The sequence below is a fragment of the Priestia sp. TGN 0903 genome, assembly GCF_050846855.1.
Taxonomy (GTDB): Bacteria; Bacillota; Bacilli; order Bacillales; family Bacillaceae_H; genus Priestia; species Priestia zanthoxyli.
The window spans coordinates 526,248-540,194 of the sequence record NZ_JBOZGL010000002.1 but is presented as its reverse complement, the minus strand read 5'-3'; the positions used below and the strand labels follow the sequence as shown (position 1 = coordinate 540,194).

Here is a 13,947-nt window from a genome sequence, read left to right as displayed (position 1 = left end):
TAAGAAAGAGAAGCCAGCCTTACTCGACTTCTCTTCTCAACTCACTTTGCTAACGGATCTTTTACCACTGTTTTTCCATCAATAATCGAATCTTTAATTTCTTTTAATTGATCAATTACATCTTGTCCTACAAAGTCATTAAGAGGTGTCTTGCTGTCTTGAGTCACATACGTTAACCCAACACCTTTTTCTTTTAAGCCGTATGTCACTACGCCCGATTTAAATTTGTCATTTGCTAGTGCTTCTACCGTTTCATAAGCAGCCGCATCAGATCCTTTTAACTGCGATAAAATGATATGCTCAGGATCTACTTCCGTACGGTCAATATCTTGGCCTGCCGTATAAAAACCTTTTTCTTTTGCTGCTTCAAATACACCCAAGTCGCCTACAGCTGATGCTCCAGCGATAAAATCAGCGCCTTTTGAAGCCTGTAAAATAGCAAGTTCTTTTGCTTTAGCTGGATCAGAGAAGCTTCCAACATAGTTTACTAAAAACTCTGCTTTTGGATTTGTTGATTCTAGTCCTTCTTTAAAGCTTACCGTCCATTTTTTTAATAATGGAATATCATCAGCTGCAACCATTCCTACTTTATTCGTTTTCGTAATCAATCCTGCGGCTGCTCCTAATAAATATGAAGCTTCTTGTTCACGGAATACAACGCTTCTTACATTTGGTAAATCAACCACTGTATCAATAATCGCAAATTGACGCTGCGGATTTTCTTGAGCTACTTTTTTCAACGCATCTTCGGATTCAAAAGAAGATGTAATAATCAAGTCATAATTTTCTGCTACGGCAGCACGCAAATTACTTTCAATGGCTGCTTGATCTGTAGATTCAATTGTCTTTACATCAATGTTATACTTCTTCCCAGCTCGTTTTGCTCCCTCATCCATTTGCTGAAAAAACGGGTTAACCCCAATCTTTTCAGGCAAAACAAGAGCAATTCGCTTCTTTCCTTTCTCTTCACTTCCACTGCTTTTTGTGCTTTTTGACTGACAGCCAGTTACGAGTAGTACAAGCGCAACTGCTAAAATAAGAAATCTCTTCATTTAACTTACTCCCCCTATAATATAAAAAAAGCTCTTCCTTTATATAAAGGAAGAGCTCGTTAACCAAACGTCTCTTCCTCATCTTCAAGAACATACTGTTCTTAAGGATTTGGCACCATTCTGTCATAGACAGCGGTTGCCGGGTTTCACAGGGCCAGTCCCTCCACCTCTCTTGATAAGGAAAACAATAGCTATTTGTTTTATGTAATATAGTCAATATTAATAGTTTTTTAATAATTGTCAATATTATTTTTCTTTTTCATACAAAAAAACTTTAAAAACAGATAGGATTATATGGTTTTAGTCTACTAAAATAGAAGTTAAAGCCTTTACCTCATTTCTTGAATCATTCTATACTTCTTCACAAAGCGCTTATACTGAATTTGTTGACTGTCGAAAGGATTTAGTGGTAGCAAATAAATTCTATTATGCTTCTTCGGTTAATGTGTTATTAATTGAAACCACTTTACCAATAATGTTAGACTTTTCCTTAGCGATATTGTTAAGAGGTGTTAATGTTGAAATTAATGAAAGAATTATCTGGCATAGCCATTGGGCTTATTATCGCTTTAGCCGTTTCAAAAATATTTTTTGATACCCCGACCAACATTGGAATCGTAGTTATTTTTATTACGAGTATGGTCGTAACAGGGGTAGCAAGAGCAAAACTAAGATGAGATAATCTAACAAAAAAACACCACCTTTTATTCGCAAGGTGGTGTTTTCTTTTAATGATTTTAGTATGTAGTAATTCTAAGTGAAGGCCTTTACCCTTCTCCATCAATCATCGTATACTTCCTTGCAAAGCGCTTGTAGTAAATTTGCTCATCCTCTTGCCCATCGTTAAAAACAAGTCGGTTATGATCAATATCTTTCTCTTTTAACACATAGCCTTTTTCATTCATCAGTTGAATATATTCATCTAAATGTCCTTTTTTCACCATATAGTAAAGAGCATCATCTGAATCCGTAGTCTCTGCTACACCTTGACTTCCCACTTCTAATTTGAAAACAGCTTTTGCCGTTTGAATGGGACGGTAGTCTCCAAACACTCTTTCCCAATTTAATAGCAGCAGCGCGCCGAAAATTATGATACATCCTCCAGCCGCTACGGTTAGTAAAAATCGTTTTGACACACCTTTCTCTCCTTTACATTTACATTCTTTTTCTTCTATTTAATACAACAGATTGCCCTAAACTTGTTTTTACGCCAAGCCCTAGATACACAGCAGCACCTAAAGCAATTGAAATACAAGATGTGCTAATCGCAAGTGAAGATGCAGACAGCTTATTTTCTAAAAAATAGTGAGAAGTATAATTGCCGATAATCACAGCGGCTGACATCACACTTACTAATAAAACAGGTGTCAACGCAGCTTGTCCCAGTGATTGAACTCGGTAAGAAATAGATTTTTCAATTAAATAGAAGTTATATATAACCGATACACCATACCCTCCGTAAGTCGCGACAACCGGTCCAATTTCTTTTAAGCTTGAAACCAACAGTACGTTTAATACTATCTTCACAACAATTCCTAAGCCCAAGCCTAAAATTAGCTTCTTTTGTTGATTAATTCCTTGGAGAATTGCGGCTGTTACGGTAAAAAGAGCAAAAAGAATCGCAGCAGGCGCATACCATTGTAAAACAACTCCACCGATTTCAGGACTGTTTTTCGCTCCAAAAATCATCATATATACCGGCTTACCCAATAAACAAAGCCCTACCGCAGCAGGAAGAGTAAAAAACAACAGCAGCTGCAGCGTTTTTGTAATCTTTCCTTTTACTTCCCGTAAATTTCTTTGCACAAAAGAAGATGTAATGCCCGGAATTAGCGACATGCTGAAGGCAGTCGCTAACGATACCGGCACCATCACCAAAATTTGCGCTAATCCAATGACGGAGTTAATCGTTTCAGCCTTAGCTTGTCCATATCCTATTGATTGAAAAAGCATGTTAATCGTAAACGTATCAATATTTTGATAGATAGGAATAGCTAAACCAACTAATACAAACGGAACAGCGTACGTCACAAGCTCTTTGAACATTAAAGAGAACGGAACGAATTTATTATTCTTTCCGCTGTTCACTTCTTTTATAATCAACCGCTTGCGCTTCAAATAAACCGCTCCAAGAATCCCAATTCCCCCTACGCCTCCAATAAACGCTCCAAACGTACCGATTCCAACAGCTTTTGTCATTGTGCTATGAAAAAGGTGAATAACAGCGTATGCTCCTACTAAAATGAACAACACTCGCACTATTTGTTCAATAATTGTACTTAGCGCGGACGGTCCCATAGACTGGTTACCTTGAAAGTAGCCTCGTAATAGACTCATAGGCGGGATAATAATTAAAGCAAAGCTTACCATTCGGATGACGTACACTACGTCTTTTTGACTATTTCCTGAGGAATCTTTTCCGTTAATAACTAGTTCAGCGAGCCACGGTGCCATCGTATAGAGGACTAAGAAACCTATTATGCCCGTTATCGTCATTAATAGAAGTCCTGCTTTTAACAGATCTTGTCCCGCACGGTAGTTTCCAAGACCGTTATATTTCGATACATACTTAGAAACAGCAAGCGGAAGACCCATTGTCGAAAAGCTTAGCATCAATGTATATGGACCGTATGCATACTTATAAAGTGCATAACCTGACGTTCCCACTAAGGCTGTGAAAGGAATAATATAAATAAAGCCTAAAATCTTTGTTAACAAAGAAGACGCTGTTAATAAAAGCGTACCTCTCATCAAATTTTTTTCCATACATCAAAACTCCAGCAATAAATGTTATATTTTTAACAAATACTTGATTTATTGTATCATAATTACAATTATTATCCAGTTTTTTATAAAGCATTAGAACCTTCTTCATATTGCGTTTTTTTACCTAATAAAGGAATATAAACCACTCTTTTCACCTATGATAAATGAATCGTTTTTTGCTTTTTGCTTTACCTGACGTTTACATTCTAAAAGACGTGTTACATTATATATATATCAGTTACCAACTCAACTAAGACTCCTTGACTATTCTGGCCTACCTTCTCTTTTAGGTAGACTGAGGTTGCTAAATCGTTATATATAGGAGGAAAAAATCATGAAAATGAAACAACGACTATCAAAAGCGGCTGCTGCTGCGACGATTACAGGAATTGCTGCGTTTGGATTTGCTCCTGTCGCTCAGCTTGATACACCAGCACATGCAGCTACATCTCAAGAAACAAGCAGTCAAAGTCAAACAGCTGTAAAGAACATTAACGAAATTTATAACGCCGCAGTAAAAGGTGAAGTACCACGATTAACAGCAGACTTTAAAATTGGCAAAACCCTGCGTCAAGACGTTCGCGATCAGTTCGGTCCGCCGCCTGAAGGTTCATCAAATAGCTTTGACTACTATCATGCGGAAATGGGCCATCCTGGGTATGCATTCGGCTATGACCAAAATAACGTCATCAATGAAATTCGCTATTTTGGTACGAATATAGAGCGTCAAACAAACTTAGGGTCCATCACGCAAGCTAACTTAAAGAAAGAATTAGGTCAGCCAAACTTTACAGGTAAAGTAAAAGGTGATGGTACGACTCAAACGAGATACACGTATCATGCCGGCGCCTATGATCTTGAATTTATTTTTGATGATAGCAAAACGTTAAATCACGTTAATTTAGTTAAAAAACCTTAAGTAATAGAAAAAGTAGCAGACAGCCTGCTACTTTTTTTCATGAAATAAAACTAGTACTGAATCAGCTACGTGTTCATACCCAATCTCCATATAAATCTTGTTAGGCGTAGGGTTTGTCATGTCCGTGTATAGACTTGTTGTTTGAAAACCGCTGTCTAGCATAAGCTGAGAAAGCGTGGACACACAGCTTGAGGCATAGCCTTTTTTACGTTCTTCCCGCGGCGTGTATACAAAGTTAATTGTAATGTTATGAGTCGTTGGACGCGTAGCATTGGCAATCGACACATACTTCCCGTTCACTTCCCATAAAAATAACCGTTCTGCTTTAATAAAAGCTTCGCCTGTTTTGACAGCTTGTTCTTTTGACACAGGCTCTCCAATAGTCCCCATAAACTCCCAAATCCATTCTGTCACGAGCGGAAGGTGCTCCAACCTTGCTTTTACCAGCACTCCGTTCGCGTCCACAGCTTTTTTTACTTTGTCTAACTGATAAATGCGCTGATCCATTTTCAAAGAAGCTTCTTGATTTTTTAGCGCTGCTAGTTTTTGAGAAAGATATAAAGCCGTTTGCCTTTCTCCAACTAAGCCCGGTACGTCGATTTCTTGTAATAGCTCTGCCGCTTCGCTTAGTTCACCCTCCGTTAGCTTCTGTATTTGAGACAGGATGATTTGCTTAGGATGCGTTTGCAGTAACACAAGCGCAGCACGACTGTCTTTTAAAATAACACCCATGAAATTTGGTTTGCTGCTTTCATTTAAGCTGTGTAAAATTCCAAGCGCTAAGTTATGAAGAACTTCATTCTTTGATAAAAGCGGTTCTACTTGGTTTTTAAATTCCTGCACTTCTCTATATCTATGTAATTGGATCATTTTCTTTCTACCTCCGCAAATGCTCTTACCGGAAACGTTCCGGCTCCTTTTATTTTAGGAGGCACGGCGTAAAATAAAAAGGACTGCGTTAGTTGATTTAAGTGACATAAGTGTTCAGCAATTACAATGTCCGCTCCTAACAGCAGCGTATGAGCTGGTCTTGCTTTTCCTTTTGTGTCGTCAATATTCATCGAATCAATTCCTACAAGAGCGGGCTGTTGAGACACTAAATAAGCTGCCGCGCTTTCTGTTAAGTATGGATGGTTTTCTAAATAATCGTCTGTATTCCAGTAGCGATCCCATCCCGTGTGAATTAATACCGCTTTGCCTTTTACGTCTATATGGTGAAAATGAGATTCATCAATAGCTTTTAAAGTCGGGTCGATTGAAACTACTATTCCTTCCAGTCCGGCTGTTTTATCAATAGCCGTTTGAGCTAAATCCGCTCCGTTTTTATATCTGTGAAACGGCACGTCAATATACGTACCGGTATTCGTGACCATTTCAATTTTACCGATTTGAAATTCAGTCCCTGGTTCATACAGCTTTTTAGACTCTTCTCGGCTTAAATAGTCGCAAATAATCGGTGCCGGCAAGCCTTTATGCGTGATAACTCCGTCTTCAATGACGTGGCTTAAATCAATATACGTTCTTTTTTTCATACTACCACCTACTTTTTTTCAATATTCAGTAAAAATAGTCTAACATAAAAAAGCTCTTCCTAGTTTCCTAGAAAGAGTTTTTTTGAGAACGTTATCAACTTGATAAACATACATCGTACGTATGCTTTGTATAAACAAATCCTTCAAAAATAAGACGGGCCGTACGCACTACTTTGATTCCATTAACCTGTCCTTCTTTTAGATCTACACTGGTTTCCATAATTCCCATTGGATGAGCAAGTCGAACCGTATCGCCTTTTAGTTGAACCATTTCTGACAGAAGCGTGCCTTTTGTATAGATAGCCGCCGTTGTACAAATTGCTCCTGTAATCGCAAGCGTTTGATGCGGTTTTTGCATCGACATCATGCGAATTAATACGTCCATTTGAGAAGCAGCTTTTTCTCTGCCAGTCCCGTCGCGGTGGTCCATCGGAGGAGCAATAATCGTCATTTTTGGAACCGCTGGTGATAGTTTAGTTGCTTTGCCTTGAGGTGCGAGCCCCGCTTTTTCCGCTGCAATGGAGCGAATTTCTTCAAATAGCTTCAGCTGTTTGTCCGTGTATTCATGCGGAAGTTCTGTTCCTTTTAGGCCAATATCCGCTGCTTTAACAAATACAAGCGGATTTCCTACATCAACAATTGATGCTTTTACTGTTCCGATGGATGTTTGCAGAAGATCAATAGCGTTCCCGGTCGGAAGCAGTTTTCCGGTAACGGCTCCTTCTCCGTTTTCAAACGAAAGATAAATAGGTGAACCCGTACCTGGCACTCCAGGAATCATACATTCCCCTTCTGTTTTCACTTTCCCGTTTTCTACTTCTACTTCCGCTACGATTACTTTTTTAGTATTCGTATTATAAATCCGCACTTTGGTCACCGGTTCCACAGCTTGTACAAGTCCTTGTTCAATTGCGTAAGGCCCCACTGCTGAGGAGATATTGCCGCAGTTTCCTTTAAAATCAACGAGAGATTCGCTGATGCTGACCTGCGCAAACGTGTAATCTACGTCAGCTTTCTCTAAATCTGATTTTTTAATAATCGCAATTTTACTTGTCAGCGAATTAGCTCCGCCCAACCCGTCAATTTGACGTTGATCCGGACTTCCCATTATATCTAGCAAAAACGGTTCCCAATCCGATTTGTTCACAGGCATTTCTTCATGATTGATAAAGACCCCTTTACTCGTTCCACCTCTCATAACCGTTACAGGAATACGCGTCATCTTAATCACCTTTCTCCCCTACTAACAAACGCCCAGGCGTTCATCAAACCATTTTATTTTTTTACTATTTAGAACCGGTTCATTTGCCATTTATCGTATAATAGAGGTGGTCATAAGTAAAATACATAAAATTTATTGTCTTTTTAAAAAAAATTTTATAATCTAAATACAAGGGGGAATTGGGATGGATCAAAAAGATTGGATATTAATTAAAACGCTTCACGAAGAAAAGAACATTACGCGAACGGCTGAAAGGCTCTACGTATCGCAGCCTTCTTTAAGCTACCGGCTTAAAAATCTTGAAGAAGAATTTGGCGTGACGCTGTTTTTTAAAACGAAAAAAGGAATTGAGTTTACATCTGAAGGTGAGCATCTTGTTCGCTATGCAGAAAACATGTGGAAGCAGCTGCAAGAAACAAAAGACAGCATGCGTAATATGAGCGAAACCGTTACAGGCACGCTTCGCTTAGGGGTATCGAGTAACTTCGCACAGCATAAGCTTCCAAAGATTTTAAAACAGTTTTCTCTTCACTATCCAAACGTACAGTTCAGTGTCAATACAGGCTGGAGTACGCAAGTTATGAATCTATTAGACTCTTCGCGTGTGCACGTTGGTATTTTGCGAGGCAATTACCCGTGGAACGGAGAAAAATCACTGCTGACGAAAGAGCGGCTTTGCTTAATTTCAAAAAAAGAAATTGTGATTGATGACTTGCCAAGCCTGCCTTATATTAATTATAAAACGGATACGTCGCTAAAAGATCTCATTCAAGACTGGTGGCATGACAAGTTTTCAGAGCCTCCGTTTGTAGCGATGGAAGTTGACCGGCAAGAAACGGCCAAAGAAATGGTTAAAAATGATTTAGGCTTTGCGATTTTACCAGAAATTTGCCTTCACTCCAGCGACAATTTATATACATACGGACTTTCATACCGAGATGAATCACCTTTGCTTCGAAACACGTGGCTCATGTATGATCCTTCTTATTTGAATCTAGCGGTCGTAAAAGCATTTATTGACTTTTTAAAGCTAAGTGAAAAATAAAGCAAAAGCTAAAAAGTTTGGGTCTTGGAAGAAACTTTCTTTTAGACCAAGCTTTTTTCTGGACTGCCATTATAAAAAATTTTTATGAACTTTCTAAAAAAACCTATATTTCCTTTATTTTTCAAAATGTACTAACATGAAAACAAGAAACATCAGCGGGGGTAAAGAGCGGCTTTAAAAATTCTTAATAATCAAACTACGGCTCATACATGGGGATGAGAGATGTTAGTCACGTTTTTTTACTCTAAAAGTAAACGCTTTCAAAAAAAGAGGGAAAATAAAGGAGGTTGTTTGAATGCTAGCACTACTAGGTTTTACAATGATTATTGTCTTTACGTATCTCATTATGTCAAAAAGGATGTCTCCTATCGTAGCTTTAATGGTTATTCCGCTTCTTTTTGCGGTGATTGGAGGGTTTGGCAAAGGCGTCGGAGACATGATGCTAGAAGGGTTAAAACAAGTAGCTCCGTCAGCTGCGATGCTGCTGTTTGCCATTTTATACTTCGGCGTTATGATTGATGCCGGCCTGTTTGATCCATTAATTAAGCAGCTGTTAAAAATCGTAAAAGGCGATCCGCTCAAAATCGTGATTGGAACCGCTCTTCTATCGCTTTTAGTTGCACTAGACGGAGACGGTACAACTACTTATATGATTACGGTTTCTGCTCTTCTTCCACTGTATAAACGTTTGAATATGAGCCCGTTAGTGTTAACGACGGTTGCGATGCTTTCTCTTAGTATTATGAGCAGCATGACGCCTTGGGGAGGCCCGGCTACTCGCGCGATTGTTGCTCTTAACCTCGATGCATCAGAGTTCTTTATTCCACTTCTTCCAACGTTAATTGGCGGAGCTTTGTGGGTGATTTTTACAGGCTATATTCTTGGAAAAAAAGAGCGCAGACGACTTGGTGCTATTGACATCGAGCAGTTTGAATTAAAAAGCTCGCTTGCTTTTGCTGAAGACGCGTCTTTAACTTCTCAAGAAGATATTACGCAGCCTAAAAAAATCTGGATTAACTTAGCCTTAACCATTGCACTTATGGTCGTATTAGTTTCTGGTATTTGGTCCGTTTCTGTTTTATTTATGATTGGTTTTGCGCTTGCTCTTATGGTTAACTATCCAAAACTTGAGGATCAAAAAGAACGTTTAATGGCTCATGCAGGCAACGCGTTAACCGTTGCAGCCCTTGTCTTTGCAGCTGGTATTTTTACAGGAATACTCTCCGGCACTAAAATGGTGGACGAAATGGCAAGCCTGTTAATTCATTTAGTTCCTGATTCACTCGGTTCGTTTTTACCAACAATCGTTGCTTTAACAAGCATGCCGTTTACATTTGTGATGAGTAACGACGCCTATTACTTTGGTGTTTTACCAATCTTCGCTGAAACTGCTGCTTCTTACGGAATTGATCCAATGGAAATTGCGCGAGCTTCAGTACTCGGACAACCTGTTCATCTATTAAGTCCACTCGTTGCCTCTACTTTCTTACTTGTAGGTATGGTAGGTGTTGATCTTGGTGAACATCAGCGCTTTGCATTTAAATGGGCCGTTTTAACGTCTCTTGTTCTCATTGTCCTTGCTATTGTCACAGGCGCACTTACGCTATTTTAATAGGGAATAAAAGCTGCTATAGCTTTTTATTAATAAATTCTACATGATAGGTGGAGGTACTTCTAAAATGTATGTGATTACGTGTTATGTCAGAAAAGGTGAAATGAAAATGTACGAGTTTGATAGTAAAGAAGAAGCGCTTTCTCAGCTCAAAAAGCTGAAAGGCTGCAGTATTCTTTCAGAAGTTGCTTACTTTAATGATTCATCGGTTATTCCGATAGCTATTTAATTATGCACCACTCAACCCTATAGGTACAAATTTGATAAGCTTCCTTTCGCTCAAAAGGAAGCTTCTTTTTTATGTTCTTCTCAAGCTCCGGCCCTTTTCTCTCATCAACGTTTTGTTACGTCTGGTTCGTTTTGTTTCCTTGCTTCAATCATATGAATAATTCGATTAGTATGTGGAGTTAATGCTGTACATTTTTGATAGAAGGCTCCGTCTACAACAAGCAGCTCTTCGTCCATCCCGCAAAACTTGCAGCGGAGCTCTTGTGGTCCTGCGTATGAGGTGTGATAAACACTATCGTTAAAGATGGTATAAAAAGTATTTCGTTGCTGTGCGTCGTAAAAGCCATATTCTTTATTACTGTCATCACGGTAGTTAACTCCATAGTTCCGTTCAAATTCTTCTTGAGTAAACCCATCCTGCAAAAGTTCATTTTGTACTAGTGCTCTTAAACAATCCTCTATTTCTTCGTCGTTAAATGAACAATTATGTGCGTAAACATTCAGTTCTTCAGTGCTGTTCTCTTTTACCATCACTTCACTGCCGCAAATCTTACAGGGGTGTTTAGGACGCTGTTGATCAAAGTAAGAGAGAGTTTGTACCTTTTCCACTGCTATTTCATCGCTCACCTTTTTAAATTTGATCATCACATTTTCTGTTTGACTAACGTTTTCGTTATACAACATCACTTCATATTCATCTATATTCTTTCCGTTTTCTTTTCGACTCGAATGCTCCATTACTTCATACGAAGAAATGGTAAAAAACTCGTTAAAATTCACCACTAGCATGCATCCTTCCAAAAAATTTGCGTTCTCTATGTACCTGCTCTATACTACCATTTTTTCAAAGGCTCGCACCACTAAACGAACTTCTTTTAAATTCATGCATGTATAGCAGTTCACTATAACTCCCAAATATCCGATCAGTTCGCTATTTCACATTCACATCAAATAAATAAGTTGCCTTTCCATGAGGCCATTTACCCGATACTTCGTAAAGATAGTAACCGCTCTTTGAAGACACTTCAATATGATTATCCGTTATTTTAATTTTTTCTTTTTGATTATTTTTGTTTAGTTGATAAATTGTAAGTTTTGGATTGTTTTTTAGTAGAATTGTAACTTTGGTATCTTTCTCTAGCGTGAGGTCATCAAATTCTTTAGCAACCTCTTTTGGTGAGTAAGAATCCGTTTTGGTTATGTGCGCACCATCGTCACCGTTCCATTCATATTCTCCTACTCGCATTTCATACTCTTTGTCATTAACCACAATGCTTCCTGACACTGGAACTTGTTCATCATTAGGTGTAGATACATTGACCTTTTCTTGGTTGCAACCAACTAGTAAGAAAAAGAATAACGATGTAAGAACTACTTTATTCATACTTTCCCTCCTCTTAAGACTCGCTCTTCTCCTCATCTTATTTTTCATCACAAATATATAATACCAAAAATATCCATAAGAGAAACCATGAAAAATCGTCACAATTATGATTTACATCAATCTGTTTGGTTACAACCCCTTATGCATATTCTTTTACTATGCGGCATACGTAACACTAACCCTTTTATAAGGAGGATTCCATGAATACGTATATAATCATCAGTATTGGCGTTGCTGCCAGCGCATTTTTATTTCGTAAATATCGAAAGCAAGTCGTTGAAATATATACAATCAGTGAATTTATTCATGCTAAAAACGGCGCGGTCGCTACAGGCTTTACGTGGCTTGAAAAGTTTTTGAAAGAACCTTACGCTACCGGACCAAACTATGAAAAAACAGAGGATGACGTTAGCGAGGATGAAGATGGGGATGGCGGAGAATAACTAAAACAAAAAAAAGAGATTGTGATATAACTACATCAATCCCATCTAAAGATCAACAGATTGGATACATGAGGTGGACTGCTTATTATACCGCTGTTGATTTCCGTGCAAGGCTTCGCTTTCCGCGGGCGGCCGCTGAGCCTCCTCGTCGCTTCCGCTCCTGCGGGGTCTCACCTATTCCGCTTCTCCCGCAGGAGTCTCCGCCTTGCCCTCCAATCAACAGCTAGAAGCATCTAAATGGATGACACCTACGCTCATCCTACCAATAAAAAATCCGAACGAAGTTGATTCTCCATCAAGAATCTTCATCGTTCGGATCGCCCTTCAGTTAGAACACTTTTGTCCCAGCCTATTTCTTATTAATCATCGCTGCCTAAAATACCAAAAAAGCGAAGCAAGTTGATGAATAGATTAATAAAGTCTAAATAAAGAGATAGTGCCAGCAGTGGAACAAGCTCTTCTGTAATTTCACCATGCTTCATTTTGTTAAAATCATATAGTACGTAAAGTGAGAAAACGATGGTACCAATCACTGAGAATGCCATAAGTCCAGGCGTTGTTAATGGACTAAACAGCGAGAAAATGCTGATGCACACTAATGCTAACAGCGCCACTAATAAAAAGCTACCTAAAAACCCTAAATCTTTTTTTGTTTTTGCGCCAATTACACCCATCACCGTAAAAATAACGAACGTGCTTCCAAACGCATAAAGAACGACTTGCGCTCCCGCTACTGATGCATAGTAGCTGACAATCGGAAACAGCGTGATGCCTGATATAAATGAAAAAGCATATGTAAAGCCATATCCTACGCTTTTTTTCTTTCGTAACATAAATGCGGCAACCAGCATCACAATTTCAGCAATCGCTAACGGAAGGAAATAAGCCGGCGGCACATATTGACCTACGTATAAGCCAACTGTTGAAATAAATAACGAAAAAATAAATGTGACTAATACTTTTTGAAACAGAGACCGCTGCTCTACTCCAATCACTTCTTGCATGTGTAAAACCTTCTTTCTAAAATCTGTTATATTTTATATAATACCTACCTTTTCAAGAAAAATAAAGATAATACTAAGGTCTTTTTTCTTATTTCTATAGACAAGAAAGCATAGACGCTGCCGTCTATGCTTTCTTGTCACCTCTTTATTTCGGCAACAGAATACCATCGATAATTCCGTACTCCCTTGCTTCTTCAGCACTCATGAAATAATCTCGTTCCGTATCGTTTGCCACTTTTTCAACCGGCTGTCCCGTTCGTGTTGATATGATTTCATTAATATGCTGCTTCAATTTTAAAATCCGCCGAGCGCTAATTTCAATTTCAGTCGCCTGCCCTCTAGCTCCTCCTAGCGGCTGATGAATCATAACTTCACTATTTGGAAGTGCATAGCGCTTTCCTTTTGCTCCTGCTAGGAGAAGCAGTGCGCCAAAAGAAGCGGCCATGCCCGTGCAAATTGTTTGAACGTCCGGCTCAATGTACTGCATCGTATCATAAATCGCAAACCCTGCGGAAGTCGAACCTCCGGGGCTGTTAATATACAGTGAAATATCTTTTTTAGGATCATCTGCCGCAAGAAATAAGAGCTGCGCGACCACGCTGTTAGCAATATGATCATTGATTTCATCACCAATTAAAATAATCCGGTCTTTTAACAGCCTCGAATAAATATCATACGAACGTTCACCGCGGTTGCTTTGTTCAATTACATATGGAATGGTACTCATATATATCCTCCTT

16 protein-coding genes and 1 riboswitch are annotated in these 13,947 nt (G+C 38.8%); of the genes, 5 read left to right on the top strand and 11 right to left on the bottom strand.

The window, feature by feature from the left end; all coding sequences use genetic code 11:
• Window positions 1–41 precede the first annotated feature (41 nt).
• The gene (locus ACRPLY_RS09205) at window positions 42–1,052 is read right to left on the bottom strand and encodes a BMP family lipoprotein (protein ID WP_098113621.1); all 1,011 of its coding nucleotides are present in this window, start codon (window positions 1,050–1,052) and stop codon (window positions 42–44) included.
• Between the two features lie 75 nt (window positions 1,053–1,127).
• A riboswitch (SAM riboswitch) is annotated at window positions 1,128–1,234 on the bottom strand.
• A 333-nt stretch (window positions 1,235–1,567) separates the two neighbouring features.
• Here ACRPLY_RS09205 and ACRPLY_RS09200 point away from each other — a divergent pair.
• Window positions 1,568–1,729 carry a hypothetical protein gene (locus ACRPLY_RS09200; RefSeq protein WP_155017469.1) on the top strand — a complete coding sequence of 54 codons (162 nt, stop codon included), beginning with the start codon at window positions 1,568–1,570 and terminating at the stop codon, window positions 1,727–1,729.
• A gap of 90 nt (window positions 1,730–1,819) precedes the next feature.
• On the opposite strand, the gene ACRPLY_RS09195 is transcribed toward ACRPLY_RS09200, so the two are convergent.
• Together ACRPLY_RS09195 and ACRPLY_RS09190 are read right to left on the bottom strand one after the other, a co-directional pair.
• Window positions 1,820–2,188, bottom strand: a complete 369-nt coding sequence (locus tag ACRPLY_RS09195) for a hypothetical protein (protein WP_028414930.1) — start codon at window positions 2,186–2,188, stop codon at window positions 1,820–1,822.
• Window positions 2,189–2,207: 19 nt separating this feature from the next.
• The gene (locus tag ACRPLY_RS09190) at window positions 2,208–3,818 is read right to left on the bottom strand and encodes a putative polysaccharide biosynthesis protein (RefSeq protein WP_028414931.1); all 1,611 of its coding nucleotides are present in this window, start codon (window positions 3,816–3,818) and stop codon (window positions 2,208–2,210) included.
• Window positions 3,819–4,152: 334 nt separating this feature from the next.
• Between ACRPLY_RS09190 and ACRPLY_RS09185 the strand changes: the two genes are divergently transcribed.
• Window positions 4,153–4,737, top strand: a complete 585-nt coding sequence (locus tag ACRPLY_RS09185) for a YjgB family protein (protein WP_432231762.1) — start codon at window positions 4,153–4,155, stop codon at window positions 4,735–4,737.
• 27 nt (window positions 4,738–4,764) lie between these two features.
• On the opposite strand, the gene ACRPLY_RS09180 is transcribed toward ACRPLY_RS09185, so the two are convergent.
• The 3 genes from ACRPLY_RS09180 to ACRPLY_RS09170 all read right to left on the bottom strand — a co-directional run bounded on the left by ACRPLY_RS09180 (window position 4,765) and on the right by ACRPLY_RS09170 (window position 7,491).
• Window positions 4,765–5,607: a GNAT family N-acetyltransferase gene (locus ACRPLY_RS09180; protein ID WP_432231761.1), complete on the bottom strand. Its 843-nt coding sequence runs from the start codon at window positions 5,605–5,607 to the stop codon at window positions 4,765–4,767.
• Complete coding sequence (locus ACRPLY_RS09175; protein WP_432231760.1) at window positions 5,604–6,269, bottom strand: cyclase family protein; 666 nt, start codon at window positions 6,267–6,269, stop codon at window positions 5,604–5,606. Before ACRPLY_RS09175 ends, ACRPLY_RS09180 begins: the two co-directional genes overlap by 4 nt.
• Before the next feature lie 94 nt (window positions 6,270–6,363).
• Window positions 6,364–7,491 carry a 2-methylaconitate cis-trans isomerase PrpF family protein gene (locus ACRPLY_RS09170; RefSeq protein WP_432231838.1) on the bottom strand — a complete coding sequence of 376 codons (1,128 nt, stop codon included), beginning with the start codon at window positions 7,489–7,491 and terminating at the stop codon, window positions 6,364–6,366.
• Window positions 7,492–7,675: 184 nt separating this feature from the next.
• Between ACRPLY_RS09170 and ACRPLY_RS09165 the strand changes: the two genes are divergently transcribed.
• Together ACRPLY_RS09165 and ACRPLY_RS09160 are read left to right on the top strand one after the other, a co-directional pair.
• A complete protein-coding gene (locus tag ACRPLY_RS09165) occupies window positions 7,676–8,536 on the top strand; it encodes a LysR family transcriptional regulator (RefSeq protein ID WP_432231759.1) in 861 nt (286 codons plus the stop codon).
• A 295-nt stretch (window positions 8,537–8,831) separates the two neighbouring features.
• Window positions 8,832–10,148, top strand: coding sequence for a CitMHS family transporter (locus tag ACRPLY_RS09160; RefSeq protein ID WP_432231758.1), 1,317 nt, complete (start codon window positions 8,832–8,834; stop codon window positions 10,146–10,148).
• Window positions 10,149–10,481: 333 nt separating this feature from the next.
• Here ACRPLY_RS09160 and ACRPLY_RS09155 read toward each other — a convergent pair whose 3' ends face one another.
• Both ACRPLY_RS09155 and ACRPLY_RS09150 read right to left on the bottom strand, forming a co-directional pair.
• Window positions 10,482–11,159 carry a hypothetical protein gene (locus ACRPLY_RS09155; RefSeq protein WP_028414938.1) on the bottom strand — a complete coding sequence of 226 codons (678 nt, stop codon included), beginning with the start codon at window positions 11,157–11,159 and terminating at the stop codon, window positions 10,482–10,484.
• Window positions 11,160–11,307: 148 nt separating this feature from the next.
• Complete coding sequence (locus tag ACRPLY_RS09150) at window positions 11,308–11,760, bottom strand: hypothetical protein (RefSeq protein WP_028414939.1); 453 nt, start codon at window positions 11,758–11,760, stop codon at window positions 11,308–11,310.
• Between the two features lie 200 nt (window positions 11,761–11,960).
• On the opposite strand from ACRPLY_RS09150, the gene ACRPLY_RS09145 reads away from it, so the two are divergent.
• The gene (locus tag ACRPLY_RS09145) at window positions 11,961–12,203 is read left to right on the top strand and encodes a hypothetical protein (RefSeq protein ID WP_028414940.1); all 243 of its coding nucleotides are present in this window, start codon (window positions 11,961–11,963) and stop codon (window positions 12,201–12,203) included.
• A gap of 85 nt (window positions 12,204–12,288) precedes the next feature.
• Here ACRPLY_RS09145 and ACRPLY_RS09140 read toward each other — a convergent pair whose 3' ends face one another.
• The 3 genes from ACRPLY_RS09140 to clpP form a co-directional block, all read right to left on the bottom strand.
• The gene (locus tag ACRPLY_RS09140) at window positions 12,289–12,423 is read right to left on the bottom strand and encodes a hypothetical protein (protein WP_255256922.1); all 135 of its coding nucleotides are present in this window, start codon (window positions 12,421–12,423) and stop codon (window positions 12,289–12,291) included.
• A 139-nt stretch (window positions 12,424–12,562) separates the two neighbouring features.
• On the bottom strand, window positions 12,563–13,207 hold the full coding sequence (locus ACRPLY_RS09135) for a Bax inhibitor-1/YccA family protein (protein ID WP_014458757.1): 645 nt from the start codon (window positions 13,205–13,207) through the stop codon (window positions 12,563–12,565).
• A 145-nt stretch (window positions 13,208–13,352) separates the two neighbouring features.
• Complete coding sequence (clpP, locus tag ACRPLY_RS09130; protein ID WP_028414941.1) at window positions 13,353–13,934, bottom strand: ATP-dependent Clp endopeptidase proteolytic subunit ClpP; 582 nt, start codon at window positions 13,932–13,934, stop codon at window positions 13,353–13,355.
• Window positions 13,935–13,947: the final 13 nt, after the last annotated feature.